This is a genomic window from Microcoleus sp. (assembly GCF_049646505.1).
Lineage (GTDB): Bacteria > Cyanobacteriota > Cyanobacteriia > Cyanobacteriales > Microcoleaceae > Microcoleus.
Genome location: NZ_JBARVX010000411.1, coordinates 1 through 25,109, shown reverse-complemented (window position 1 = coordinate 25,109; position 25,109 = coordinate 1). Strand labels below are relative to the sequence as shown.

Annotated in this window: 25 protein-coding genes, 1 tRNA gene and 1 pseudogene; 16 read left to right on the top strand and 11 right to left on the bottom strand. The window is 45.4% G+C overall.

The features are described 5' to 3' along the window. Positions 1-489: S-layer homology domain-containing protein (locus WBA89_RS20440; RefSeq protein WP_424409019.1), on the top strand; the 489-nt coding region annotated here is incomplete at its 5' end. 688 nt (positions 490-1,177) lie between these two features. Continuing rightward, positions 1,178-2,212: a histidine kinase gene (locus tag WBA89_RS20435; RefSeq protein ID WP_424409017.1), complete on the top strand. Its 1,035-nt coding sequence runs from the start codon at positions 1,178-1,180 to the stop codon at positions 2,210-2,212. A 108-nt stretch (positions 2,213-2,320) separates the two neighbouring features. On the opposite strand, the gene WBA89_RS20430 is transcribed toward WBA89_RS20435, so the two are convergent. Beyond that, a complete protein-coding gene (locus WBA89_RS20430) occupies positions 2,321-3,067 on the bottom strand; it encodes an FkbM family methyltransferase (protein ID WP_424409015.1) in 747 nt (248 codons plus the stop codon). Positions 3,068-3,368: 301 nt separating this feature from the next. Between WBA89_RS20430 and WBA89_RS20425 the strand changes: the two genes are divergently transcribed. From WBA89_RS20425 to WBA89_RS20405, 5 genes are all read left to right on the top strand, one after another. Next, on the top strand, positions 3,369-4,415 hold the full coding sequence (locus WBA89_RS20425; protein WP_424409013.1) for a M42 family metallopeptidase: 1,047 nt from the start codon (positions 3,369-3,371) through the stop codon (positions 4,413-4,415). Positions 4,416-4,504: 89 nt separating this feature from the next. Continuing rightward, positions 4,505-4,577 (top strand) — tRNA-Glu (locus WBA89_RS20420). 189 nt (positions 4,578-4,766) lie between these two features. After that, on the top strand, positions 4,767-5,177 hold the full coding sequence (locus WBA89_RS20415) for a HEPN domain-containing protein (protein WP_424409012.1): 411 nt from the start codon (positions 4,767-4,769) through the stop codon (positions 5,175-5,177). Next, on the top strand, positions 5,156-5,545 hold the full coding sequence (locus WBA89_RS20410) for a hypothetical protein (RefSeq protein ID WP_424409011.1): 390 nt from the start codon (positions 5,156-5,158) through the stop codon (positions 5,543-5,545). Before WBA89_RS20415 ends, WBA89_RS20410 begins: the two co-directional genes overlap by 22 nt. Positions 5,546-5,795: 250 nt before the next feature. Next, positions 5,796-7,097 carry a GUN4 domain-containing protein gene (locus WBA89_RS20405; protein WP_424409009.1) on the top strand — a complete coding sequence of 434 codons (1,302 nt, stop codon included), beginning with the start codon at positions 5,796-5,798 and terminating at the stop codon, positions 7,095-7,097. Positions 7,098-7,296: 199 nt separating this feature from the next. Here the strand turns inward: WBA89_RS20405 and WBA89_RS20400 are convergent, their stop codons facing one another. The 3 genes from WBA89_RS20400 to WBA89_RS20390 form a co-directional block, all read right to left on the bottom strand. After that, the gene (locus WBA89_RS20400) at positions 7,297-7,644 is read right to left on the bottom strand and encodes an HNH endonuclease (RefSeq protein WP_424409008.1); all 348 of its coding nucleotides are present in this window, start codon (positions 7,642-7,644) and stop codon (positions 7,297-7,299) included. Between the two features lie 177 nt (positions 7,645-7,821). Then, positions 7,822-8,181: a hypothetical protein gene (locus WBA89_RS20395; protein ID WP_424409007.1), complete on the bottom strand. Its 360-nt coding sequence runs from the start codon at positions 8,179-8,181 to the stop codon at positions 7,822-7,824. Positions 8,182-8,375: 194 nt separating this feature from the next. After that, positions 8,376-8,594 carry a hypothetical protein gene (locus WBA89_RS20390; RefSeq protein WP_424409006.1) on the bottom strand — a complete coding sequence of 73 codons (219 nt, stop codon included), beginning with the start codon at positions 8,592-8,594 and terminating at the stop codon, positions 8,376-8,378. Positions 8,595-8,714: 120 nt separating this feature from the next. Here WBA89_RS20390 and WBA89_RS20385 point away from each other — a divergent pair, with 120 nt between their 5' ends. Both WBA89_RS20385 and WBA89_RS20380 read left to right on the top strand, forming a co-directional pair. After that, positions 8,715-9,002: a DUF433 domain-containing protein gene (locus WBA89_RS20385; RefSeq protein ID WP_424409005.1), complete on the top strand. Its 288-nt coding sequence runs from the start codon at positions 8,715-8,717 to the stop codon at positions 9,000-9,002. A 2-nt stretch (positions 9,003-9,004) separates the two neighbouring features. Beyond that, on the top strand, positions 9,005-9,367 hold the full coding sequence (locus WBA89_RS20380) for a DUF5615 family PIN-like protein (RefSeq protein WP_424409003.1): 363 nt from the start codon (positions 9,005-9,007) through the stop codon (positions 9,365-9,367). A 101-nt stretch (positions 9,368-9,468) separates the two neighbouring features. Here the strand turns inward: WBA89_RS20380 and WBA89_RS20375 are convergent, their stop codons facing one another. From WBA89_RS20375 to WBA89_RS20365, 3 genes are all read right to left on the bottom strand, one after another. Beyond that, on the bottom strand, positions 9,469-11,148 hold the full coding sequence (locus tag WBA89_RS20375; protein WP_424409001.1) for an ABC1 kinase family protein: 1,680 nt from the start codon (positions 11,146-11,148) through the stop codon (positions 9,469-9,471). A gap of 515 nt (positions 11,149-11,663) precedes the next feature. Continuing rightward, positions 11,664-13,898, bottom strand: a complete 2,235-nt coding sequence (locus WBA89_RS20370) for a GAF domain-containing protein (RefSeq protein WP_424409000.1) — start codon at positions 13,896-13,898, stop codon at positions 11,664-11,666. 640 nt (positions 13,899-14,538) lie between these two features. Further along, positions 14,539-15,414, bottom strand: a complete 876-nt coding sequence (locus WBA89_RS20365; protein WP_424408999.1) for a hypothetical protein — start codon at positions 15,412-15,414, stop codon at positions 14,539-14,541. Between the two features lie 185 nt (positions 15,415-15,599). On the opposite strand from WBA89_RS20365, the gene WBA89_RS20360 reads away from it, so the two are divergent. Then, positions 15,600-16,148 (top strand): 3-isopropylmalate dehydratase, encoded by a 549-nt coding sequence (locus WBA89_RS20360; protein WP_424408998.1) that lies wholly within the window; start codon positions 15,600-15,602, stop codon positions 16,146-16,148. A gap of 51 nt (positions 16,149-16,199) precedes the next feature. Here the strand turns inward: WBA89_RS20360 and WBA89_RS20355 are convergent, their stop codons facing one another. Next, positions 16,200-16,655, bottom strand: a complete 456-nt coding sequence (locus tag WBA89_RS20355; protein ID WP_424408997.1) for an NUDIX hydrolase — start codon at positions 16,653-16,655, stop codon at positions 16,200-16,202. Positions 16,656-16,670: 15 nt separating this feature from the next. After that, positions 16,671-17,771, bottom strand: a complete 1,101-nt coding sequence (locus WBA89_RS20350) for a hypothetical protein (protein WP_424408996.1) — start codon at positions 17,769-17,771, stop codon at positions 16,671-16,673. A gap of 116 nt (positions 17,772-17,887) precedes the next feature. On the opposite strand from WBA89_RS20350, the gene WBA89_RS20345 reads away from it, so the two are divergent. The 4 genes and pseudogenes from WBA89_RS20345 to WBA89_RS20330 all read left to right on the top strand — a co-directional run bounded on the left by WBA89_RS20345 (position 17,888) and on the right by WBA89_RS20330 (position 21,159). Further along, positions 17,888-18,805: a YihY/virulence factor BrkB family protein gene (locus WBA89_RS20345; protein ID WP_424409020.1), complete on the top strand. Its 918-nt coding sequence runs from the start codon at positions 17,888-17,890 to the stop codon at positions 18,803-18,805. Positions 18,806-18,849: 44 nt separating this feature from the next. Next, the gene (locus WBA89_RS20340) at positions 18,850-19,143 is read left to right on the top strand and encodes a hypothetical protein (RefSeq protein WP_424408994.1); all 294 of its coding nucleotides are present in this window, start codon (positions 18,850-18,852) and stop codon (positions 19,141-19,143) included. After that, positions 19,134-20,075 (top strand): annotated as a pseudogene (locus WBA89_RS20335) (glycosyltransferase); the annotation flags it as partial. The gene WBA89_RS20340 and the pseudogene WBA89_RS20335, both read left to right, overlap by 10 nt. Before the next feature lie 106 nt (positions 20,076-20,181). Then, positions 20,182-21,159, top strand: coding sequence for a glycoside hydrolase family 24 (locus WBA89_RS20330; protein WP_424408992.1), 978 nt, complete (start codon positions 20,182-20,184; stop codon positions 21,157-21,159). A 328-nt stretch (positions 21,160-21,487) separates the two neighbouring features. Here the strand turns inward: WBA89_RS20330 and WBA89_RS20325 are convergent, their stop codons facing one another. Then, positions 21,488-22,936, bottom strand: coding sequence for a mechanosensitive ion channel domain-containing protein (locus tag WBA89_RS20325; protein ID WP_424408990.1), 1,449 nt, complete (start codon positions 22,934-22,936; stop codon positions 21,488-21,490). 33 nt (positions 22,937-22,969) lie between these two features. Between WBA89_RS20325 and WBA89_RS20320 the strand changes: the two genes are divergently transcribed. Next, on the top strand, positions 22,970-23,167 hold the full coding sequence (locus WBA89_RS20320; RefSeq protein ID WP_424408989.1) for a hypothetical protein: 198 nt from the start codon (positions 22,970-22,972) through the stop codon (positions 23,165-23,167). Between the two features lie 302 nt (positions 23,168-23,469). On the opposite strand, the gene hpsU is transcribed toward WBA89_RS20320, so the two are convergent. Continuing rightward, a complete protein-coding gene (gene hpsU, locus WBA89_RS20315; protein WP_424408988.1) occupies positions 23,470-24,150 on the bottom strand; it encodes a hormogonium polysaccharide biosynthesis acetyltransferase HpsU in 681 nt (226 codons plus the stop codon). Between the two features lie 55 nt (positions 24,151-24,205). On the opposite strand from hpsU, the gene WBA89_RS20310 reads away from it, so the two are divergent. Further along, entirely contained in the window at positions 24,206-25,003 is a 798-nt protein-coding gene (locus tag WBA89_RS20310) for a cation diffusion facilitator family transporter (RefSeq protein WP_424408987.1), read from the top strand. The last annotated feature ends 106 nt before the right edge of the window (positions 25,004-25,109 follow it).

Here is a 25,109-nt window from a genome sequence, read left to right as displayed (position 1 = left end):
AAACAAATTAGATTAGCAGTAGACTCTAGCGAACCCGCGTTTTCTGACGTATCCAAAACAGACCCAGATTTTTCAGTAATTCAAGGTTTAGCAGAAGCGGGTGTAATTCCGAGTTCGATTTCAGCAGACACTAAAGATGTGAAATTTCGGCCCGATGCACCGTTAAGTCGCGAAGCAATGATTCTTTGGAAAGTGCCTTTAGATACTCGTCAAATTTTACCGACAGCTAACATAGAGGGAGTGAAAGAAAAGTGGGGCTTTCAAGACGCTTCTAAAATTGACTCCCAGGCCTCGCGGGCAATTTTAGCTGATTTTAACAATGGAGATTTGGCGATTATTCGCCGAGTTTTTGGTTTTACAACTCTCTTTCAGCCGAAGAAATCCGTGACTCGCGCCGAAGCTGCCGCTAGTTTGTGGTATTTTGGCACTCAAGATGGGGGATTGTCAGCTAAAGATGCTTTGCAAGTCAAGTCTCAACCTACCCAGTAAAGTTGTTTGGGTGCTTAAAAGTTTTAAACAAAGCATCTACTTATTATGAAGCAAGTTCGATCGTTCTGAGATATTGCACCATTTTCAATAGACTTCTTGCAAAAATAGTTAGGACGATGCTCAAAGCCATCCCACAAAAATCTTTTTTCTTGTGGGACGTTGCTCTGAGCAGCGTCCCAAAATTTGATTAAAAGGACTTTTGCAAGAGGTCTAATAAGCTGTAGGGGCGGGTTCACTCTTGAGCCTTAAAGCTTGCAGAAAGGTTAAATAAACCCGCCCTCCCACGAAAAATCCCTTTATTGACATTGGTGCAAGATGTGACATCGTTCCGACTTAGGTTCTCAGCAAAAGAAGCACCGAAGTTTGAACGATCGCACTTTTTTGATTACTATAGTTACCGCATTATAAAATTCCCGTTTCTGTAATTTCTGTGCGCGACTCACAGTCACAAATCCTTTCAAACATCATACATCAACATCTCTCAGCTTGAACGGCGCACCCTGCGAGATAGATTGTTTTCGTTTAATTTTAACTTGTGTATTATCCGACACAATTTATGCAAGTTCCTAAAAGATTTTGTAGGTATTTTAACCAACACTTTTCAAACCTCTCAGTAGGATTCCGGATGCGGTAGCAGCCTTAACGATAAATGAAAAAGAGTGTTTGAGCTCTGGGAGAGCGTTTTTTAATGTACGACATGACCCGATTTACCCCGCAAGACATGGCGAAATGCAGCTTAGTCCTGCGCCAGCTAGGTAGAAATACAGCTAGTATGGAAGCTTGCAGCCAGAAAATTGTTAAATTTATTTATCAACATTTTTGCAGTTCGCAAACAGGAGAAAATAGCTGTGTTTTGGTGCGTTTGTTCAAAACTCATCCCTACGGCGAATTAGAAGACTCATTGCAACAATCTGTCCGCCGTTTGATGAACAATAATTCCCCTGCCGCCGACATGAAATGCTGGACTTTGCTAGCAGCAGCAGGCGCCCAACCGCAGTGGAATTCTCGGCATACAGCAGCCCAAAATACTGCTATTGGGTTAGTTAGCACCGAATTAGTAGCCGAAATGCCGGCGATTTCGGAAATAATCCGGCAGTTTGGTTTAGACATTCCTACAGTCATCGGAACCCAGCGAGAAAGGTTCCTGCAATTAGAACCCGCAGTATTAAATATTTTTCACGTTTCAGAGGCAAAAGGCAGCCCCTTGATTCCCGAACAAAAATCTTTAATTATTCCCTACCAAGTCAAATCTGTGTTGGGATTTGGGGGACTTCTGCCGTCTGGAAGTTTGTTTGCTGTAGTGATGTTCCTGAAAGTTAAAATTCCACAAAACACTGCTGAAATGTTTAGACATTTAGCATTGAGTGTCAAAACAGCTTTGTTACTCGGTGAGGAAAAAGTTGTATTTGATTCGTCATCTTCGGCGGCAAAAAATGCAGTTAATAACAACTTTTACGACAATCAATTCCTGGAATCTCAAATTGCCAATTTGATTGAATTGCTGGATTTTTCAGAACAGGAAATGCTCAGGCAAGCCGATCGTTTTCAAGCTACAATTGATAAGTTGCAGCGCGAAATTGCCGATCGCAAAAACAAGGAACAAGCTTTGCAACCAAGTCAAGAACCATTCACAGGTATCCTCAACGTTCCCAATGAGGGTATTGTTCGCATGGAGGAAAATCCAGGAAGTCAGCGTTTAAATCAAGGAGAAGAACAGATTTAATTCACTGTCTGTTAAAAGTCTGTAGTGAGGAATGCCAGTCAAGAGTAAAAATCTGAAGACTGAAGTCCTCACTACAAACTTATAACGGGTATTGTACGGGACGCGCTCTCATTGAGGATTGCGGGTTCTGGATGCTAAAATCGAGCCGTACCATTTATCTATTGGTGTTTGCTTTCCGATCCGAAATCCTAAGTTTTCAATAACTTGTCTGGTTTCGGCGTGAGTGTGACCGGACCACAAGTGATATTCTAAAGAAAGGTTTTGCACGAGCTGCCAAGTATCTCGATCTTCAAATAACAACCATTCTGCGCCTTCGCAGTCTACTTTGGCTAAATCGACGCTGCCGCCAATTCGATCGATCGCCCTGCGAAATGATACCATCGGTATGTCGCCGCTGGCGCTGACGGTCGATCGGGTTTTTCCCGACACTTCCCGAATATCGAGGACGACTTTACCATCTTCGGCTCCTACAGCTTCCATAAAATAGGTAAAATTCGCGATTTTAGATTGATGTTTGAGGTAATTTTCTAGGTAGGGATTAGCTTCGTAGGCGTGAATTACGGCGTGAGGAAACCGGTTCCTCGCAACAATTGGAAATAACCCGACATTGGCTCCAACATCAATAATTGTCCTCAAGGATGGGGATAATCGCTCGACTCCGTAGCAATCATCTAAAAGCACTTCTATAAATTCTCCGTCCATGCCTTTCTCTGAAGGGATGTTTACTTGATAATGCTTTTCTTGCACAATTAGTTGTTCTGGCAATTGAAAGCTAGCAACTCTGTTAAATTTTATGCCTAATTTTTTAGCTCGAATTTTTCGCCGCAATAGTTGCACTAATTTTTTGAAAAGCATTGGGAGAACTGAGATATATTTTTCACATTCATAATAACAATATTTCGGACAGTTTTATATGTGACCTGTGGTGGCGAGAAACCGGGTTGCTAGATTTTTTGGGTTGGGCGACCACAAATATTCCCAAAAATTAGGTTGCTGAGGTCAGTTGTCTAAGTATTTGTAGGTGTGCATCCATCACTGATACTGCTCGCTTATCTAGTTACACACCGTCGTTTTATGGGTTTTTGGAGAATGGTAAATAGAAATTAAATCTGGTTTAATAAATGTCAAAGTCCGGTATCAAACGCGGGAATAAAAAATGTTAGAGTTCGATCGCCTGTTCCAAACAATCGAAGAATTAGTCATGCTGCACTCTCCCAGCGGTGTAGAGTCGGAAATTAACCAGCGGTTGATGGAAAAATTCGCTGCTTTGGGTGTGAATGCTTGGATCGATCGCGCGGACAATGCGATCGCCCTAATTCCCGGCCGCAATCAGCAAAAGTCGATCGCCATTACCGCCCACAAAGACGAAATTGGCGCGATAGTTAAAACAATAGGCGAAAAAGGCCGCGTCGAAGTTCGCAGGTTGGGCGGCGCGTTTCCTTGGGTGTACGGCGAAGGTGTCGTCGATTTGTTGGGCGACAAGCAAACAATTAGCGGGATTCTCAGCTTCGGAAGCCGCCACGTTTCTCACGAATCCCCCCAAAAAGCTCAGCAGGAGGATGTTTCTGTCAAGTGGGAAAATGCCTGGATTGAAACCAAGTGTACCAGGGAGGAATTAGCCGAGGCGGGCATTCGGCCGGGAACGCGGATGGTGGTGGGAAAGCACCGCAAGCGCCCGCTGCGGTTGAAGGATTGGATCGCGAGCTACACCCTGGACAACAAGGCTTCTGTGGCGATTTTGCTGGCTCTGGCCGAATGTTTGACAGAGCCTGCGGTGAATGTTTATTTGGTGGCTTCGGCGAAGGAGGAGGTTGGGGCGATCGGGGCTTTGTATTTTTCGCAGCGCCAGCAGTTGGACGCGCTGATTGCTTTGGAAATTTGCCCTCTAGCGCCAGAATACCCGATCGACGACGGCGAAAACCCGGTTTTGCTGGTTCAGGACGGCTACGGAGTTTACGATGAAGGATTGAACGCCCAATTGCGCGCAGCCGCAGTCGCAGCCGATGTGGAGGTGCAGTTGGCGGTAATTAGCGGTTTTGGGAGCGATGCTTCGATCGCCATGAAGTTCGGCCACGTCGCCCGCGCGGCTTGTTTGAGTTTCCCGACGCAGAATACGCACGGGTTTGAAATTGCTCATTTGGGGGCGATCGGCAACTGCGCCAGCATCCTCAAAGCTTACTGCGAGCAGCTTTCGGACGACTAGAAAAAAAACTTTCACAAAGTAGTTGACAGATTGGGAAAAATTAGTTAAGGTAATCAAGGTGCGGCACACAAGCAAACGCAGCAAAACGCGCCCCCATCGTCTAGAGGCCTAGGACACATCCCTTTCACGGATGCGACGGGGATTCGAATTCCCCTGGGGGTATTGAAAATCTGACTCTGATATCAAAGTGATATCTAGCAACTGGTAAAGGAAAAAACCCGAACCCACACGCTAGGTATCATTTTTGCATTTGGCGCGTTTAACTTCCTCTCGTATTGGATAATTGTAAATCCAGATGCGATTTCAACCGCCGGGTCTTCTTTGCTGATTTCATGGAGGTAAGCTAAATTTTTGAATAGGCGAGATTTACAAAACATCGCACTCACTCGACTTAAAGAAGTAGAAGTGCTGCTCACCAACCGTCAATACTCTGGTGCTTACTATCTGAGTGGCTATATCGTAGAATGCGCTTTAAAAGCTTGCATTGCCAAACAAACTCATAAATTCGATTTTCCTGACAAAAAAACCGTTATTGACAGTTACACCCACGATTTAGCAAAACTTGTTAAAGTTGCTAAACTTGATGCAGAATTAACATCCCTCCTCGGAGATCCAAATTTTCCACCTCGATGGGCATTAGTCAAAGACTGGTCAGAAGAAAGTCGCTACGAAAAACATAACAAACAAAAAGCTGTCGATGTTTATTCAGCAATTACCGACCCCAATCACGGAGTTTTACAATGGCTACAGCAACATTGGTAAATCAAGAAATAGAAGAAGGTAAAAGACTTATAGACGCTCTCAATACAGCAGGTTTATCAGTTGATTCTGCTCTCTGGATCTACGCAATAGAACCGGAAACCTGGCGACTGATGCTCACTTCGCCTCTGTACGATAGCAAGGGCCCCCTTAAAAGTTATGAGGAAATATTATCAATTTTTCGCCAAGTAAAACCAGAATTAAAAATCGATTGGACAGCCATTGTAGCAGTGAGTGTCAAGCATAAACTAATTGAAGGATTGCGTCAATTACAGAAACATTGGGACTTGAATTTATCAGGTAAACGCATGACAAATAACATGGTAAATCAGATGTTGATTTCAGATGCTTATATTTATCAAATTAAGTAAAAATAGCAAGGAAGGATACATACAAAATCGATCGATATAAATTGCAGCTACTCGCTCAGCCCAATTGTGGTTGCCACAATCGATTCTGTGGGAGTATGTAGAAACTTTGTAATTTAACTTAAAACCTTGAGAACTTACGCATGAGCCCAGAAAGCGGGTTTTTGACGAATTAGTGATTGATCTTCATTGCTATTTAGAAGCGAGACAGCTTATCATAAATAGCAATTAAAGAGAATTTAAACAACCTGCCATGCTGTGGACACCCGGACAAATCCTCAAAACTCGCCCCTACCGCATTGACACCATCCTGGGAATGGGGGGATTTGGCATGACTTACAAGGCCACACACTTGCAACTTAACTATCAAGTTGTCCTCAAAACGCCGAATCTGAGTTTGCAAAATGACCCGGAATATCCCAACTTTGTTCGCAGATTTATCCGCGAAGGGCAAATCTTAGCCAAATTTTGCCAAAACGCGCACCCTGGAATTGTCCGCGTCAGCGATTTGTTTGAGGAAAAAGGCCTTCACTGTTTGGTAATGGATTTAATCGTCGGGCAAAGTTTATTTGATGCCGTACAGCAGCGAGGGCGACTCCCGGATACAGAAGCAGTGGCAATTATCCGCCAAATTGGAGAAGCTTTAATTGATGTTCACCAAGCAGGAATTGTCCATCGAGATGCTCATCCAGGTAATATTATGTTGCGTCCCAACGGGCAAGCAGTATTAATTGATTTTGGGCTGGCAAATGAATTAATGCCGACTGTTATTAGCAGCAGACATCCTCATAACCCTGCTTTTGCTCCTTGGGAACAGCATATCGAAGGTAGCGGTAAACCAACGGTTGATATTTATGCTTTAGCTGCATCTTTATATTATGCAGTAACTGGAAAACCGCCAACAGCTTCCCTCAATCGGCATTATAGAAATGAAGCATTGCCACCTGCGAAAAATTTTGGGGTGAAAGATTGGGTGAGTTTAGCAATAGAAAAAGGGATGGCATCCGATCCGCAAAAGCGGCCGCAGTCGATGCAAGATTGGTTGAGTTATCTGCGGGAACCGATTCCGCCAACGGTTGCCGGTGTTTCGGTACAGCTTAAATCAGCGATGGGTGTTGACTATACTCGTCTGCGGAATTTATTGGCGGCGGGGAAGTGGAAAGAAGCGGATGGGGAAACACTCAAGGTGATGCTGAAAGCCGCTAGACGGGAGAAGGAAGGTTATTTGGATAGGGAATCAATTGAGAATTTTCCTGGCGATGATTTGCGGACGATCGACCAATTGTGGGTAAAATACAGTCAGGGTCGCTTTGGCTTTAGCGTCCAGAAAAAAATCTGGTTGGAAGTAGGCGGTAAAGTTGATTATGACACTGAATGCAAGCTGGGCGATCGTTGCGGTTGGCGAAAAGGAGGAGAGTGGTTGAACTACAGTAACCTAACCTTTAATAAGCAAGCACCTGTGGGCAACCTCCCTGTTGGTGGGAGTTTCGAGTTCTGTGGAGGTGTGGTGTTTGTCTCTTCTCTCGCATCGAGAGCTGTAAGCTGTAATCTATAGCGATTTCATCCCTTTGTCAAGTCTTTTTTTGAGAACCTTTTTCTACGAAGTTATCGGCTTTTGGTCATTTCATTACCAGCAACGCGGGGGTTTACTCTTCAAACAACAGACTCGCGAAATTCGGGTGATAGCAATTGGCCAACACAAACTGTTTGGGGCCAACTTTGGAGGTAGTGAAGCAGATAGATTGACAAAAAAGTTAGGGAAATAAACCTAAACGAATCCATAATTGTCGCGCTATTAACTGTGGTTGAGAATTCATTCCCAAAGCTGTAACTGTTACTATACCTACTGGTGTCATTCCTGCGATCGCACCTGACTCAGATTGCACTTTAAAATTCTCTTCCCACCTATTTTCTCTTGGGTGAAACAGGGAAACTTCTGTATTAGATGTAGAATCAATTCCGCTTGTATTAGTTCCTTTCCGCAGATTGCAAGAGCGACAAGCTAATGCTAAGTTTGATATTTCATCATTACCGCCTCGATAAAGTGGAACAATAGACCTCTTGCAAAAATAGTTAGGACGGGCTAGAAGCCCATCCCACAAAAATCTTTTTTCTTGTGGGATGGGCTTCTAGCCCGTCCCAAAATTTGATGAAAAGGATTTTTGCAAGAGGTACAATATGTTCAATCTCGAAAGGAAAGTTAAATACTATTTCAGGTGCGCGGCAATATTCGCAACGATGAGCAGCGCGATCTGCTACTAAATTGTAGTTAGGATTCATCAGATCGATTGTTGTACGAGAACTTCTGTCCGAATAGTAGCAGCTTTAAGTTCGGCTTCGACAAGACTTTCTAATTCCGCTTGTTGTTGGGGAGAAAGAGTTTGTCCTCGATCGCGCGCTGTACGCCACAAGTTCATTAACTCTGATAATCTTTTTTGTTGTTGGATAGTAAATAATTCGTCAGGATTAAACCTTTGAATTACTATTAATGCGCTGAAGTCCGTTTCGCCTAACAAAGAAGTCAAAGCATCTAAAGCTTGACCCGCAGTTTTACCTACAGATTGTCGATCGCCCGCAATAGCGCGATAGGATTTCTCACCGTTGGTATTAAGTACAGGCAGGATAGCTACCGTAGTCATATCTGAGTGAAAGTTAGTTACTAATTTAGTATAACCTGATTCTCTACAATTATAGCTAAGTTTATCGCTCGTCGTAGATCGATCGCCCGCTCTCAAGGATTTGCAATTGCAGTTAAAAATGCCTAAAATTAGTTAGATCGATGCTATTGAAATCCATTTTTTTTTACGTTCATCACCAGGATTAAAAGACACAATTACATCTCCTCGTTTTCAGGAAAAATGGTAGCCGCGTACTGCAAAGAAAATGCCGTTACATCGAGCTTATCTTCTTCAGTCCAAGTCTCGCTTTCATCGACAACCGATAGATTTTGCTGCACCAAATCGTTGAGAATAAGAGTTGCAAAGCGCAGTCTATCCGTTGGCGAAAGGGTAGATAGAACGCGATCGTAAACTTCTCGAACAGTAGTTGACATAGCCAATCCTCCTGCTGCTTATCTTCTGGAACACTTAGGGCAGGTTGATTAGATTATAGCTTAAAAAATTAATAAATTTATGCTATACTCAAATTCTAATTTTTAACCCCAGATTTACCTATGCCAACTTTAACTGATATTGGCACTCTCATCATTTCCACACCAGACACCTGTGGAAATCGCCCCCGTATCGCAGGCACTAGAATAACAGTTCAACGAATCGCCGTTTGGTACAAAATGGGGATGAAACCCGAAGAAATTATTGCAGAAATTCCCCACTTAAATTTAGCACAAGTTCATGCAGCACTAGCTTACTACTACGCCAATAAACAGCAAATAGATGCTGATATTGCTGATGAAGACGCTGAGTGCGATCGCTTATCTAATGAACACAAAGCGGAGAGTTAATCTTGAGCAAAATTCGTTTATATTTAGATGAGGATATTCTGGAACGTTCCTTAGTCAAAGCGCTCCGAAATGCAGGGATTGATGTAGCTACAACTGCTGAAGCTAGCAATCTCAGTTGCACTGATGAAGAGCAATTAATATGGACAACTGCCCAGGGGCGAGTTATCTATACTTTGAATGTGGGAGACTTTTGTCGCTTGCATAAAATTTATATGGAACAAGGCCGGGAACATTCAGGAATTGTAATGGGCCGACAAAGTTATTCGATTGGGGAACAATTGCGAGGATTTTTGAGGTTGATTTCTGCAAAATCAGCAGAAGAGATGATCGCTAAGCAAGAGTTTCTGGGAAATTATATGGACTAGCAATTTTAAATGCAGGAGACATCATCAGCCAAATTCGTCTTTCCTTTAGTTCTTTTAAAAAAAACTAAAGTCCTGACTGCGATCGCAATTCCCAAGTATATTTATTTTCCTACCATGCGATCGAGCTTTTCCTTCACCAGCAAATCTAAGAAAGAGCGCAGCGCAAATAAGCCGCCGAATCCCGCAACAGCAAAAGCCACGATCGCCCCCGTTTGATATCCGCCCACCAGCAGCACCGCACCCGACAGCACCGCAAAACCAGTCACACAAGCAAAAATTAGAGTTTTCAGCGCTAAACTAATCCGTTTCAAGGCTCTTTCGCTCTCGATATTTCGCACTCTAATTTGCAATTCGCCATCTTCGATCCGCTGCTCCAAACGCTTGAGGAAAACTTGCGATTTGCTCGGGCTTTGCAATTTGTAGGTGATAAAACCTCGGGCTTGTCTGGCTAATTCTGCGATCGCACTTCCCCGGCCCTTACTTACAGCAATACTCTTGACAAAAGGCTGAGCGGATGCTAGGAAATTGTAGTCAGGGTCAAGAGTTCTAGCAATGCCGTCGAGAGTTGTCAGAGACTTGACAATAAACATCATTTCTGCAGGCAAGCGAAACGGTTGCTGCTCGAACATAATGTAAAGTTCGTTCTTAATTTCATTAAAAGCTTGAAAGTCGATCGGCTTATCAATAAACTTATCCAACAGAAAAGTAATCAGCCTCCGCACCGGCATCATATCCGGCATCGGCTCAACTAAGCCGATCGTCATTAAAGTATTGAGTACCTCATCAGTATCTTTTCTGAGTACCGCAAAAAAAGTATTGACCATTTGGTCTTTAGCCAGAGACTTCACCTCAGCCATCATCCCAAAATCGTAAAAAATCAACCTACCATCTTCTGTCACCGCCAAATTTCCCGGATGCGGGTCAGCTTGAAAAAAGCCGTCAATTAACAACTGCTTCAAGTAACAGCAAATCCCGATTTGATTGAGCTTAGCAATATCTACTCCCATCGCTTCTAAACTCAGGCGATCGTCTACCTTAATCCCCGGCGCGTATTCTACAGTCAGAATTTTTTTAGTAGTATATTGCCAGTAGACTTTAGGAACAATAATCTGAGGATATTCTTGAAAATTATGGCTGAAGCGATCGGAATTTTTCCCTTCTTGCACGTAGTCAATTTCTTGATATAAAATCTTAAAAAACTCGTGATAAATAGATTCCAAATCGTACTTGCGCGTCGCCGGAAAATAGCGATCGCAAAAACGCATCACTTGGCGCACCGCCTTCACATCTAAATCGAATAAACTTTCCAAACCCGGACGCTGCACCTTGACAATCACATCTTCCCCGGTGTGCAGCCTCGCCTTGTGTACCTGTCCCAGACTCGCCGCAGCAATGGGGAACGGGTCAAAATCGCGGTACAAAGCATAAATATCTTTGCCCAACTCTGATTCTACAAGGGCGATCGCCTCTTCGGAACTAAATTCAGGAACCCGATCCTGCAACTGTTCGAGTTCCTTGACATACTCCAGCGGCAGCAAATCTGCCCTCGTCGAGAGAGACTGGCCGATTTTGATGAAGGTGGGGCCCAAATCCAGCAAAGTATTGACCAACCAATGGGCGCGAATTCTTCTAGTATGAGCAGAATTATTTTGCAGCAGTCCATCCCACCACAAAAAAAACATAAACTGTGCCGCCGCAGCAAAAACGTCTATTTGTCGTGCCAGGGGCGAATATTTAGAACGCTGCCAACGCAGGAGTTTTGGTGCAGCTTTTGTTAGCATAATATTCAGGATCTAGTTCCATGCAGCGCGACTGTTTTTTAGGGGATATTCTCTAGCATAGAAACCTGCTTCCACGTACAAAAATACTTCCTTGCAGGCTTTTTAAACATTTGAAAAACCCGGTTTATGCGGTCAAAAATGGATAATAAATTAATGAACGAAAATTTAATAATTTCAACACTTCCTCCAGTCCTCTCTCTCCTGTAGAACCTGTTTAGGATCGAAAACTTAATAACTTAAACACCTCCTACCGTCCTCTCTCCTGTAAGTTGCAAGAAAGAAGGAGGCTGAGCCTCGCCCCAGAAGCATTACCAGGCAGAGCCTGGTAACGAGCAATTCCTGGTAACGAGCAACGAGCGGACTTAATTCCGATCGCGCGAACCTGCTATTGAGACAGGAAACCTGACAAACAATTTTAAAAGCAGGATTTGCTAGGTTTGCGAGATTTTCCAATCTCGGAATAAAGGTAAGTCTTCGCCTGTTTGTTGCCAATCAAGCGTTGCTTTTCTACCTAACTATTCTTCTAGATGACAGAATTCCGCTGGAGATTTTAGCAGAGTCAGAGTAAAAGATGTGCGCCACAAGTCGCCAGCTTCAGAACTTTCTGCAGGAGAGCTAGACACCTCGATCGTACCATTCAAGTGCTCTACTAAACACTTTACCAGCGCCAGACCCAAACCCGTACCCGCGATCGCTTGGTCAGTAATGCCTGTCCCGCGGCGGAATTTGTCAAAGATGTGGGGTAAATCAGCAGCAGAAATGCCGCGCCCGAAATTAGAGAGGCTCAAGACAATGCAGTCACCAGCCTCAGATGCCTCGAAAATCACCGCACTTCCAGCAGCCGAGTATTTGCCAGCATTCGTCAGCAGTTCCAGCAGCACCCGCTTGAAACTGTCCGGGTCGGTTTGCAGCAAAGGGGAAGACTTCGGCAAATCTACCTTCAGAGTCAATCCCCTATCCGCCCAATTTTTTTCAAAATCCCCAGCTAAATCTTGAATTAAACGCTTGAGATCGATTTCGATCGGAGCAATAGGGACTTGCTGCGGTTCAAACTGCTTGAGGGCCAGCAAATCGTTAACCAAAGCGGTTTGCTTGGAACACTGCTGCTCTAGAATGTCGAGATACTTAGCCCGACTTGCTAAGGGCTGTTCGGCTTGTTTGAGCATCAGAATCGCCAGCTTCATGATGGTTAGAGGGGTACGCAACTCGTGACTCATTGTACTGAGAAACTCGTCTTCCATCAGTTTCAATTTGCGTAGTTGCTCTCGTTGATTGGCAGATTTTGCGTACAATTTTTCCTGCACGTCGAGACTTTGCTGCAACTGAGCGGTTCTATCTTCGACTAGGGTTTGCGCTTGCTCGAGTTTCTGATTTTGGACAATCGCCCTGCTGGCTAGCACGCACACCGATTCGAGAACTTCCAATTCTTCTGGGTTCCAAGGGCGGGGAGCAAAGTGCTGCAATACCAAGAACCCCAAGACGGTTTTGTCGTCTGGGTTTTTGGTGTCGGTGAGGGGAACCAGCAACAGGGCGCGAATGTCTTGGAGTTTCAAGATTTCTGCGACGTTTTCTGGTTCGTTGCGGGTGGATTGGCCGGAGTCAGGGAGGGCGAGGGGTTGGGGTGCGCTGTTGAATGCCCGATCGCACAACTTAGATTCCGACAGCCAAAAAGCGGCAGAGTTAGTTGATTTTGAATTAGGGATTTTTGATTGGGAATTAGCAGTTTTATCCTGGTTTTTTGTTTTGGCACTCGCGGTTGGTTTTTCTGCCTTGCTCGGTGCTATTTTTTGTTTTTTTGTAGCTTTTTTAACAGCGTATTCGCCAACTAATTCGACTTTTGCTTTGGGCGTTTGAGTGAGGGAGGAAGTTTTTAAAAGGGGGTCTGTGTATTTCAACAGCAGGATTTGACCTCTATCTACTTGCAGGGTATCGACGGTACGTTCAATAACTCGCTGCAAAATTCGATCGGCTTTTGAACTCGTTTCAATCGCTGCGGTAACTGACTTGAGAAGATTTTTGTATTTAGCTTGTTGCTCTAACTGTTGCTTTAAACTGGCAATTTCTTGATTTTTTTGAACGTGAGAAATCGCGGTACCGATCGCGTCTGATGCTGCTTCTAGGCGCTTTCTGTCGGCGGCCGACCACTCGCGAGGTTGCGACTTACCAACAACTATTATCCCATTTACAGCTCCTCCAAATCGTGCTGGCCCTGCCAAAATTGCCCTCCCAGACAGGGGTGTCGCGGGGGATTTGGGGGATGAAGCTGCTGCAGTATCGAGATAGTCTGAGATCGCCACTATTTCGCCGTCTGCTAGCACTTTAGCCAGGAGTGGATGGTCGAGTGATATGTTGGGCGATTTTAAGCTTGTGGTTTGGGACTGTTCCGCTGTTTGAGTTGAATCCGCTGCGACAGGGGCAGGATTTGGGCGATCGCTCTTATTGTCCCAGCAAGCATGGGGATTTATTAGTTTCTGGTCAGCTACAGCAGCAACCAAACAGAAATCTGCTCCCCATGCAGCCCCCAAAGTATTTGCTATTTGCAGCAGGATTTCTCGATCGATAGTGGTGGTGAGAATTTTGTAAATTTGCCGCCCCTCAAGGGCAGGATCGACCTGGTACTGCATAAGACGATCCAGAAATTTTTGGACTGATGCTGGTTCTGCGATTTGTAGTAGATGCAAAGTGCAAGACTCTGACGGCTCTCCGTCGATCGGAGTAAAGTCTTGATTTCCCTGGCGATCGGCGATCATGGCAAACAAGCCTCTATTTTAAAAGTGTTTTCGTTGGCTCGCGCTGCAAATATACAACCTATCAATCACAGTCTGCTTAACTTTTATGAGCCTGCTTTGTGTGCTTGTGCAGCCCGTCGGCGGGTAATTGTTTTTGTAAAAAAAATACCCGGTCGGACCTAGTTGGATTTTGCTGTTTTCTACCCTTCGATTAGGGGATGAATTATTACCGGATCGGGATAAATCCAATTCGCACTAATTTTGATTTCCTCAAAAAACGGGTACTTGCTTTCCGACACTTTTGTCGTGGAGATTCCAATATTTTAGACTCTTGTTCGGGTTCCCCGATCGAAATGCTGCAAGTAAATCTTCAATGCGAAAATCGACTTGCCGTTACAATTATCCAACTTTTCTAGAGACCGCTTCGTGACACCCCTCTGCTGACTCTGTGATGTTTCCTATTTAAGTTTGTGATCCTAACAAAATTTTATTGTGATACAAATCGGTCGATCGAGTGATGCCGATCGCAAAAATTCAAAATCCCCAAATTATCACTCGCTGTCGAGATGAGAATTTCGGAGTTTTTGCTCAAAAACTCATGTTTCGCTGCTTGTAGAGACACTGAGCAAGTTCTATTGTTAAATTTAACCTGCTTTCCTCCTTACTTATTTTGTGCTTCCTGTTGGGCGTTATCGCTATTTTGGCGGTAAACAGCCGTCCGGTTGACAGCAATCGTGTAGCGGGGATGATTTGGGGGTACGGCGGCCATCAAATCCGAAGCTTGCTGCCACTTAGCAGCTACCATTAACCAATCCTGGCGAGATTGAGCATTTTTGCCCTCGGTGGCTGCTTGCTCGGCCGTTCGCACAGCTTGTGCAAAAGAATCCACAGCAGAATTAGCAGTCTGCTTAGAAATTTTCACAGCAGGTGTTGCCGGACTCGAAGCGGCAGTGGCAACTGCTTGGGTGGTGGCTGCGGTGGTGTTTGGCACTTGGGAATTGAGTCCTTTGTAGATGGCGGCAGTCGCAGCCAGCAACAGCACGGTCAAGCTGACACCGCCGACGATACCGCGCTGAAATTGCCGCGGTTCCTGCATCGATCGAGCTACAGCCATTCTCGGCAAAGCCCGCTTGCCTCGATTTTGGCGATCGTGATGGGCGGCGGCCAAACGCTTGAACAAATTCGGCTTTCTGAGTTTAATTTGTTGAGACCACAGCAGTTGATTATCGGGATCGCGGCTAATTTCTTCGAGCCACAGCAGTTGGTGTTCTCGCACGAGCCTGCTGTTGATGTTGACTCGGCGAATATTGCGGGGATCTAAGCCCTCCAAAATTTCTCGGACTCGATCGACCAAACTAGACTGTTCTAGCAGTTGTGGCGTGGCAGCTTCGCACAGCAGTTGCAGCACACCTTCGGCAAAAACGGCTCTGGCCCTGACTCCTACCTGTGCGAGCTGGTCGTTAAGGATTTGAATAATCGCTGCAACGGAGCCCTCGCGAGCTTGTCGAGCAATGTCATCTACTTGTTGATTCACCATAAAACTTCTTGACGCTTAGCAGTCTGTATATTTATCAACCCAAAGTCTCGGATCTAATTTTTACTTCTACAGGTTATCACTGGCGCTGCCAGGTTAAAATGAACTGGTGCAAATTTTGCATACCGATCGCACTTAAAACTATCAACACAGCCTCCGAGCTCGCGCCAAAAGGAAATAAATAAACTATGGGTAAAGTAATTAGCGGTAAAATTTTTGTTTTAGACGACAACATCGATACAGATCAAATTATTCCTGCCGAATATCTGACCCTAGTGCCCTCGAAGCCCGACGAGTACGAGAAACTCGGCAGTTATGCGATGATTGGGTTGCCCGACCGCTACGGCAAGTTTATGGAAGTCGGCGAAATCAAAACCCAGTATCCGATTATAATTGCTGGCGAAAATTTTGGCTGCGGTTCTTCGCGGGAACACGCTCCGATCGCTCTGGGGGCTGCGGGCGTGAAAGCCGTGGTAGCCTTGTCTTACGCGCGGATTTTCTTTCGCAATTGCTCGGCTACTGGTGAATTGTACCCGATCGAATCGGTCGATCGGCTGTGCGATTTATTTGTAACAGGTCAAGAAGTGACGATCGACTTTGCGGGCGATCGAATTATCAACCACACTCAAAACCTCACGTACTCCCTCAAGCCTTTAGGAGATGTCGGGCCAGTGATTGATGCCGGAGGGCTGTTTGCCTACGCGCGACAAACAGGAATGATTGCCGCTCGATCTTAACTGCGAAAAAACCTAAAATGTAGGGTGTCTGCTCCGCACCTTACTAGAGTCTCAAATCGAATCAATAAAACTCAATAAAATCCGCTGGTGAGGAATGCCAAAAGGTCGCACATCTCCAGACTTTTGAGAATAGCATTTACCGGCCCGAATATCCCCGGCAGTCAACAACTGCATATCCCAACCTTCCTGCAAAACTAAATCCTTGACATCCGCGCTAAGCTGTGAATGAAAAACATGGCGGACAACATCTCCTTCGACATCGCAACAGAAAACAGAAACACTTGCAGGAGCCCAGCCAATTTCCTCTACCAATTCTCGCAACAAAGCCGCTTCCGGGGTTTCTCCAGCCTCCAAGTGTCCGCCAAACAAAGCCCAATGTCCGGGATACCTGATATCAGGAACATCGTCCCGCAACTGGCAGAGAAACTTGCCGTCTCGGTATAAAATGGCGATCGCAACATGAATTTGAGTCATCGCAAGCAAGGAAGAAGGAAAAAAAGAATTCAATTCACAAACCCGAAACTAATTGCTCGATCGGCTCTCCCTTACTTCCCGCAACGATTTAATTTCAGTAAAAGTTTGCTCCGGATCGGACTTCAAGCCGCCTTCAATGTAATTCAACTTCACTTCTTCCAACAAATCCGACAGCAGCGACTGCAATTCGCCGAGAGTTTTCTCATCTTGCAATTCCCGCCGCAAACTTTGATTAAATTCTTCGTTGAAATTATCGATAATTTTTCGCCCTTTGTCGTCCTCGTAGGTAGTTGCTACCACATCAACCGCAGTTTGAGCCAAATAATTTGCTAGCTGTTCGGTCATTTCTTGAGGCAAAATATTAATCGGAGAGAAAGTTTGCAAGAGTTGATAAAAATCCGACTTTTTGATTGTCGCCTCCAAATTGTGGTGCAGCAATTCTTCCAAACCCGGTTGCACCTGCGGCAAAACTTTGTAAATTGTCAGATCCAAAATCCGCTTGGTAATTCGTTCGATCGTATTTTCCTGATTGACGTGAAGGTACGGCTGCTGCGGGTCCAGCAGTACCTGCGCCGCGTTGCCCTGTTCGATCGAACTTTGAGCTTGATTGATAAACCGCACCATCATGTATTCCGACATCGTATCGGCTAAATAAGCCACCGGTTCGTAGGTAATTTGAGCAACGGCGCGGTCTAAATTCACCAAACCCGACTTGTGCAGCCGCACCAATACCGGCAGAATCCGCCACCAGGGCCAAATCGGAATCAACAGAAACACCTCGTACCAGCGCCTCAGCACAAAATCCAACCAACTTACCCCCGGTTTGCGGCGGGTATGGAACAGACTTTTTATCAAAAATTCCGCCCAAAAAAACCCGATAAAAAACGCATCTATTCGCCAAAACTGGTCAGCCGCTTGCAAATATTCGGGATTGGGCAAACTCGAATCAATACCTTTAATCGGGTCGTAAATTTTCACTAAACCCGGAAAATAGCTCTGATAAACAGGCCGCAACTGCGGGTAACTGAAATGGAAAATCACCAAGGAAAAATTGACGGCTGCTACTAAGGCGCTCAGTTTTGCCCAAGAGATTGCTTTTTTGGGCGATTTGACATCGGTGCTGTTAACAGTTGTGTTGGAATCTAACATAAAAGTAATTTTCAGAATTTGCTTGCTCGATCTAATCTATCTTGTGGCCGGCGCTAAAAGACTCCTAACCCATTATAATCTGTTCGCAAACGCTAAATATGACGGAACCAAAAGCCGTGAACTTAAAATCAATCATATCGCTGCTCAAAGAAACTTTTACTCAATGGCAAAAAGATAAAGCCCCAACCCTAGCCGCCGCCCTAGCCTATTACACAGTCTTCTCCCTCGCCCCGCTGCTAATTATCGTAATTGCGATCGTCGGTTTAGTCTTCGGTGAAGACGCAGCCCGAGGTCAAATCGTCGCCCAACTCCAAAGTTTGATCGGCAAAGATGGCGCCCAAACCGTCCAAGAACTCATCATCAAAGTCTCCGAACCCAAGTCGGGAATGATCGCTACTTTAGTCGGTCTCGCTACACTCTTGTGGGGCGCTTCCAACGTGTTTACTAATCTCAAAGACGCCCTCAATACTATTTGGAATGTTACGCCGCCTCCCGGACGCGGCATCTGGGGATTTTTCCAAGACCGCGTATTGTCTTTTGCGATGATTTTAGGCATAGGGTTTCTGTTGCTAGTATCTTTAGTAATTAGCGCCGTTTTAGCAGCTATCAGCTCTTGGTTGAACGGCGTGCTGCAGTTACCGGTTGGCATTTGGCAAATTGTGGACTTTGCTCTCTCCTTTGGCGTAGTCACGATGCTTTTTGCCTTAATTTACAAACTCTTGCCCGATGTCGAGCTTGCCTGGAATGATGTTTGGATCGGTGCATCCATTACCTCTATGCTGTTTACGATCGGCAAATCCCTAATTGGAGCTTACCTCGGAGGTAGCGGTATTGCCTCTACCTACGGTGCTGCCGGCTCCTTCGTGATTATCCTGCTTTGGATTAATTATTCCGCTCAAATTCTGTTCTTAGGTGCGGAATTCACTCAAGTTTGGGCTAACCGATACGGTTCCAAAATGCGGAGTTCGCGAAACAATCTCGTCACCAGCGAAAACGGGGAATCCAAACCACCCAAAAACCGGAAAAATTACTAACAACAGACAAAGGCGAAATTTGAGGTTAAGCTACAACCCCCGGTTTGGCAAAAGCAAGAAGTTCTGCCAAGGAACAATGTACCGAAGTCAACGGATTTAAGGAATTTAACGGGGGTCATACAAATTCTCAAAAATTTTCCAACAGTTTTGGTAGGGGCGGGTTCACCCAGATTGATGCTAAAAGCCAAAATATTAAACAACCGGCCCTCAATACTGTTGCACAAATGCAGGAGCATTGGTATCACTTGAGGGAAGAAGGAAGGCGGCAGGAAATAAAATTTTTACAGGCAATAATTTTGCTGTTTTTTCGATCGCCCTTTAACATTCATATCCCTTAGTTCACACGAATTACTGGCTGTCTTCTTGGGTAGGAATGGAGTTAAAAAAATCGCAACCCTTGCAGCAAGTTCATACTTATCATTCTTTAGGAGCAGTTAAATACAAGTCGGTTTCGACAATTCCGATGATTGCCAAAACCAGGCTGCAAGTCGAAAAAAAAGTTTTGGAAACAGCCGATCGCGTCGTGGCTACCAGTCCCCAAGAAAGAGAACAGATGAGGTGTTTGGTTTCATCAAAAGGCAACATTGACATCATTCCCTGCGGTACCGACATTAAACAGTTCGGCTCGATCGGGCGATCGGCCGCCCGCCGCCAGTTAGGAATAGCCCCCGAAACCAAAGTCGTGCTGTACGTCGGCCGTTTCGACCCCCGCAAGGGCATCGAAACCTTAGTCCGCGCCGTCAGTCTCTCAGCGCTGCGAAAAGCTGATTTAAAACTAATCGTCGGCGGCGGCTGGCGCGCGGGGGAAAGCGACGGTAAAGAACGCGATCGGATCGGCAGCATCGTTGAAGAATTAGGCTTGAGCGACATTACCAGTTTTCCCGGCAGCTTGAGCCGAGACATTCTCCCCGCCTACTACGCCGCCGCCGATGTCTGCGCGGTTCCCAGCCACTACGAACCCTTCGGTTTAGTCGCCGTTGAAGCAATGGCCTGCCGCACCCCCGTAGTCGCCTCGGACGTGGGAGGATTGAGATATACCGTAGTGCCGCGAGAAACCGGTTTGCTGGCGTCGCCGAAAAATGAAGTAGTGTTTGCCGGTGCGATCGATCGGCTGTTAATTGACTCAGTATGGCGCCAGCAACTCGGACAAGCAGGCAGAGTGCGCGTCCAAAGCTATTTTAGTTGGGACGGTATCGCCTCCCAACTAAGTCAACTTTACAATCAACTGCTCGAACAATCTGCCGTTGAACTTGACCCGGTGAGCGCTTAGTAGTATCACTTAATATGGTTAAAGCCAGTTTCCCTCGATCCCTGTCCATCTCAACCGTTCTAACTGGGAACCTTCAACTAGACAGCAGTGATATCAGGAGGTAGTTTTGTACCCACCAGAAAATCGGGGCAGCCATCTGCAACCCGTTTCCGACATCCAGCTAATTCGCCTGTGGGTGGAGCGCAAATCCCCCCGCAGCAAGCGATTTAGCTGGCAGGCGGCCAACAGTTTTCGGCTGTTTGTAGAAAAACCGCTAGCAGAAGTGACCCTGACAGATGTCAAGACTTTCGCAGCAGCCATGAGGGCCCGCCAAGTTGCACCCCGTTTCTACAAGCAAACCTTGCTAGCACTCAAATCGCTGTTCGCCTTCGGCCAGCAAACGGGAATCTTGCCCGCAACCTTGCCCCCGCAGGGGTGGCCGGTGCGACAGCGCAGCAAGCAGTCAAAACGCCTCCACTTTAAAGTCTCGTGGAGTTTGTGCATCTGCGTGTCGTTTTTTTTGGGTAGAATGACTCCGAAACTGTGGGGACAAACTGTCTCGGCAGAAAAGTCGCAGCCTCCGAAAGGCCGATCCTTCGCTGCACCGATCGACTCACCCGACAAAGCAGAGCATAACATTAAGCGCGATCGGCTCAAAGCATTTCTCGACACCATCGCCGCCGCCGAAGGCACCGCTAGCCCCGACGGCTACCGCACCCAGTACACGGGCACCACATTTGTCAGTTTCAGCGACCATCCCAGGGAAATGAAATGCGGCCGCCGCTACGGCAAAAAGCTTTGTTCCGACGCTGCGGGGCGCTATCAGTTTCTCAGCACAACCTGGGACAGATTCGCCAAAAAATTCAGCATCACCGATTTCAGCCCCCAAAATCAAGACCTGGTAGCTGTAGAGTTAATCCGAGAAAAAGGTGCTTTAGAAGATATAGAAGCTGGTAGATTGGAGTCAGCAGTAAGAAAACTCGCTTACATTTGGCCTTCTTTTCGGCGTTTTGGCGGTTCCGTAGAATCGTCGATGCCCAAACTCGAACAAATGTACCTGCAAAATTTGGGAATTTACCGCCAAGGGTTGGCCGCTAGCAATTAAACAATTCCGGGAAAGCAGAAACCGGGTTTTTCACAACCAAAATCTCTGGTAATAAGCTGTTGCGGCATTTGAATTTTATGTAAAAAACAATTGCTCGTTACTCGTTACCAGGCTCTGCCTGGTAATGCAGATGCTTTGGCTCTGCCTCCTTTGAGGAAGACAACTTACAGGAGAGAGGACTGTAGGAGTTGTTTAAGTCATTAAGTTTTCGCTCCTAAGCTGTTGCGGCATTTAAATTTTATGTAAAAAACCATAAAACACTCTTGTGGGGTGAGCACGCGAGCGGGCCCTGAATATGCAATGTTTATTTGCGCGACAGCTTATTGATTTAGCCATCTTTTGCTTCCACACCAAATAAATCTTTCAGCCGCTTTCTCACCCACTCTACAGGATTTTCATCATCATCTTCTTCCGATGTTTCTACCAACTGCATCTCTCGCAACAGTTGCTGTCTCTCGCTTAACTCTTCTTTGTGCTTGACTATCTCCTCAATAATCTGTTCGTATAAATCCGGTCTTTCATTTAAAACTTTCTGGAAACCTTCCTTATTAATCGCAAATAAAATTGTTTCTTCCAAAGCTCTCACCGAAGCAGTTCTGGGGATTCCCAACATCAAAGAAAGTTCCCCCAAAAACTGACCTACACTGAGATAATTCAGGTGTTTGTCAATAGCTTCCACAAAAACTTCCACCGAACCTGAAAGAATCAAATAAAAAGCATCTCCCGGATCGTTTTCGTGAAATAAAAATTCTTGTGGTTGCAGCCGTTGGCGGTATCCCACTTCAATCAATTGCCGCAATTCTAAATCCGTCAGATGTTCAAAATATTCTACCTTTCGCAGCAACGAGCTAAGGGACAATTGCGTTTTGACTTCTTCTCCTACCGAAACCGGAGATTTCCGATCGTTTTTAGGGAAACTTTCAGCGGTAGAGATTGCTGTTTTATTTGGATCGAACAGCGACAATAAAACTTCGGGATTTCGCAAATACAAGTCTCTGTCATTGAAAGGAAAGTCAATTCCCTGCTGGCGAAAATTGTACTGAATGGCAAAATTCAAAGAACTTTTAATAAATTCTCTTTCTACGGGTTTGTCTGTCCAAACCAAAAGCTCAAATTTAAAACTATCCTCGCTAAACTCAACAAACAATACTTTCGGAGTCGGTTCGTACAAAACTCCCGCTTCCGCGTAAGCAATATTTAATAGAGTTTCTGTCACTAATAGCGGGTCGCTATTCTCGGCTACTTCTATGGAGAGTCGCAGACAAAGTAACGAGCTTTCGTAACTCCAGTTAACAATTTTGTTGCTAATTATAGTGCTGTTTGGAACTATAACGCTGGAGTCGTCAGTGGTTTGGACGATGGTCGAGCGAATCGTGATTTTCTTGACAATTCCCATCAATCCTTCTAATTCCACAAAGTCTCCGACTTTCACCGGTCTGTCTAAAAGCAGCGTTAAGCCGCTGACAAAATTAGTTGTCAAATCCTGGATTCCGAAGCCAATTCCGACTCCCAATCCCCCAGCAACGACTGCCAAAGAAGCGAGGTTGACACCGATGCTTTGGATGGCGAATATCACTCCGAAAGCGACTATTAAATATCGCAAAATTACGGCGATTGCTTCCCGGTTTCCTTCGTCAATTCCCAATTTAACTAGCAAGCGTTCCTTAAGAAAATTGGTAAAAGAGCTGGCTACGATCAGGATGACGATGAACAATACAATCAGTTCCACAATTGACCGCAGCGAAACCGGATTTTCCCCGATTTGAAATAAAGTCATTGTGAACATTTGGGAGATATTGGTCAGTAATTCTTGGGGAATTGTATCTACAGTCATTTTGTGGTAAGTTTGGTAAATAGGGAGCCGATCGTTTTTGCAAAAAGCATTTTTTATTTGAGCGCGATCGGGCAACAGTTAGTAGTGCCCCTTGAGCCTGCAGCATCAGAGGAGTTAAGTTTGATGCTGCAAACAAATTTTATGGCGATCGCTCGACCGGACACTATAGTATGATTGAGAAGAGTCCAATATCTCAAAAACTAAAATTTAATAAATTAAACATCTGCCACATTTCTCTGTTTCTATAGCAATCCTAAATCATTATCCAGACTATAACAGTCTGTTCATCAGTAATTCTTGTAGGGGCAACCCCCCGTGGTTGACCTCTTCAGACGCTGGGGGTAGGCACAGGGGCACTACCCCTACAAATATCTACAAATCATTTAGGATTGCTATAGAAGCTGCGAGGTAAAGAGAGGCTTTTCCTCACCCCAGAAGCAGCATCTGAATCTTCCTGGTAACAAGCAATATCTCAGTTACTGCAAACTTTTTTTAATTTCTCGCCCGTAGCGGGGACGACAGGGTGTTCCCGTACAAACAAAGCCGGCTGGCATATTTTTAAAGACGCTGCTGCGAGCTCCAATTAAAGCGTTGGCACCGATTTCGACACCGGGGCCAATGAAGCAGTCGGCGGCAATCCAAACGCCGTTATTTATGATAACAGGTGCTGTGATTAACCCGAAAGCTGGGTCTTGGGAATCGTGGGTGCCGGTGCAAAGGTAACTTTTTTGAGAAATAACGCAGTGTTTGCCGATCACAATTCGATCGAGACTGTACAATACAACATCGTCGCCGATCCAACTATAATCGCCGATTTCAATTTTCCAAGGATAGGTAAAACGAGCCGTAGGACGGATGATTGCGCCAAAACCTATTTTCGCGCCAAACAACCGCAGCAACCCGCTTCTGATGCCGTTAAAAGGGTGTGGAGTGAAGGGAAATGCGATCGCCTGTACGAACCACCAAATCAAAATTAGCCAACCAGGCCGGCCGCGATCGAACTTTGACTGGTTGTACAGTCGCAAATCAATTAAAGATTCACCTGTTAAAGTATTTGGGTGATTGTCGCTAATTGGACTAGGGTTTATTTCAGGATTTGGGGAATTTGCGATCGGATTTTCCGGTTGTTGGTGCGGAGTTGGTATATTATAAGTCATTGATAGTTAATTTAATGTTTAATTAAAAATCTAGTTTAAGCTTAAGGACTGCTGCATGATATTTCCGGTTAGGGACAATTTAGACTCTGAAAAAGCCAAGGATCTGGCACTGTGCGAGAATCCAAATCCCAGAATTGACAACAAAGTGCGACTTTTACAAATAGCTTTGGTACTGCTTAGCAGCTTTTTTGTAGCAGAGTTAATCGCTGCACTTAATTCTCATAGTTTGTCCCTATTAGCAGATGCGGGTCACGTTTTTTCAGATGTAGCAGCTTTAGCAATAACTTTGACAGCCACTTGGTACTCTTCAGTCAAACGCAAAAGTAAATCAGTAGATTGTGCGATCGCCCGATCGCCAATTCCCGATCGCCCAGAAATCATTGCCGCTTTAGTTAATAGTATCAGTTTAGTGGCGATCGCCCTGTGGATTGCTGTCGAGTCGATCGCCCGCTTGCAGTCTCCAACCTCCGAAGTAGAAGGACTCCCGATGTTAATTACCGCCATAGTCGGTTTAAGCATCAACTCGATCAATGCTTGCTGCTTGCATTCCTGCTGTCACGGCGACTTAAATCTCAAAAGCGCGTTTCTGCACGCCGTGGCCGATATTTTTTCGTCGGTTGGAGTAATTTTAGCTGCGATCGCCGTGGCGTGGCTGCACTGGAATTGGGCCGACGGCTTAATCAGCTTGCTAGTCTCTGCATCAATTATTTTATTAACTTTACCATTGCTAATCGAAAGCATCCAATTGCTGATGGGAAAAGTATCAGCTATCTCCGCAATTCAACAGCCTTGCGATTGCGAAAAAGTCAGCGCAGAAAAATTGCTTTTCCCCTCACTAGAAGAACTGATCTAGTGAGATCGAATTCTTGTGAGGTATCGGGCCCGCCCATCTAATACCAATTTAAAAAAATAATGCAACAGTATTCTTGTCCCCCCCCTTGCTAAGGGGGGGCTAGGGG

Excerpts from the sequence above, each read along its gene's own strand:
- WBA89_RS20435 (WP_424409017.1), top strand. The coding sequence starts at position 1,178 with ATGTACGACATGACCCGATTTACCCCGCAAGACATGGCGAAATGCAGC.
- WBA89_RS20430 (WP_424409015.1), bottom strand. The coding sequence starts at position 3,067 with ATGCTTTTCAAAAAATTAGTGCAACTATTGCGGCGAAAAATTCGAGCT.
- WBA89_RS20425 (WP_424409013.1), top strand. The coding sequence starts at position 3,369 with ATGTTAGAGTTCGATCGCCTGTTCCAAACAATCGAAGAATTAGTCATG.
- WBA89_RS20410 (WP_424409011.1), top strand. The coding sequence starts at position 5,156 with ATGGCTACAGCAACATTGGTAAATCAAGAAATAGAAGAAGGTAAAAGA.
- WBA89_RS20405 (WP_424409009.1), top strand. The coding sequence starts at position 5,796 with ATGCTGTGGACACCCGGACAAATCCTCAAAACTCGCCCCTACCGCATT.
- WBA89_RS20395 (WP_424409007.1), bottom strand. The coding sequence starts at position 8,181 with ATGACTACGGTAGCTATCCTGCCTGTACTTAATACCAACGGTGAGAAA.
- WBA89_RS20390 (WP_424409006.1), bottom strand. The coding sequence starts at position 8,594 with ATGTCAACTACTGTTCGAGAAGTTTACGATCGCGTTCTATCTACCCTT.
- WBA89_RS20385 (WP_424409005.1), top strand. The coding sequence starts at position 8,715 with ATGCCAACTTTAACTGATATTGGCACTCTCATCATTTCCACACCAGAC.
- WBA89_RS20375 (WP_424409001.1), bottom strand. The coding sequence starts at position 11,148 with ATGCTAACAAAAGCTGCACCAAAACTCCTGCGTTGGCAGCGTTCTAAA.
- WBA89_RS20370 (WP_424409000.1), bottom strand. The coding sequence starts at position 13,898 with ATGATCGCCGATCGCCAGGGAAATCAAGACTTTACTCCGATCGACGGA.
- WBA89_RS20365 (WP_424408999.1), bottom strand. The coding sequence starts at position 15,414 with ATGGTGAATCAACAAGTAGATGACATTGCTCGACAAGCTCGCGAGGGC.
- WBA89_RS20360 (WP_424408998.1), top strand. The coding sequence starts at position 15,600 with ATGGGTAAAGTAATTAGCGGTAAAATTTTTGTTTTAGACGACAACATC.
- WBA89_RS20350 (WP_424408996.1), bottom strand. The coding sequence starts at position 17,771 with ATGTTAGATTCCAACACAACTGTTAACAGCACCGATGTCAAATCGCCC.
- WBA89_RS20325 (WP_424408990.1), bottom strand. The coding sequence starts at position 22,936 with ATGACTTTATTTCAAATCGGGGAAAATCCGGTTTCGCTGCGGTCAATT.
- hpsU (WP_424408988.1), bottom strand. The coding sequence starts at position 24,150 with ATGACTTATAATATACCAACTCCGCACCAACAACCGGAAAATCCGATC.
- WBA89_RS20310 (WP_424408987.1), top strand. The coding sequence starts at position 24,206 with ATGATATTTCCGGTTAGGGACAATTTAGACTCTGAAAAAGCCAAGGAT.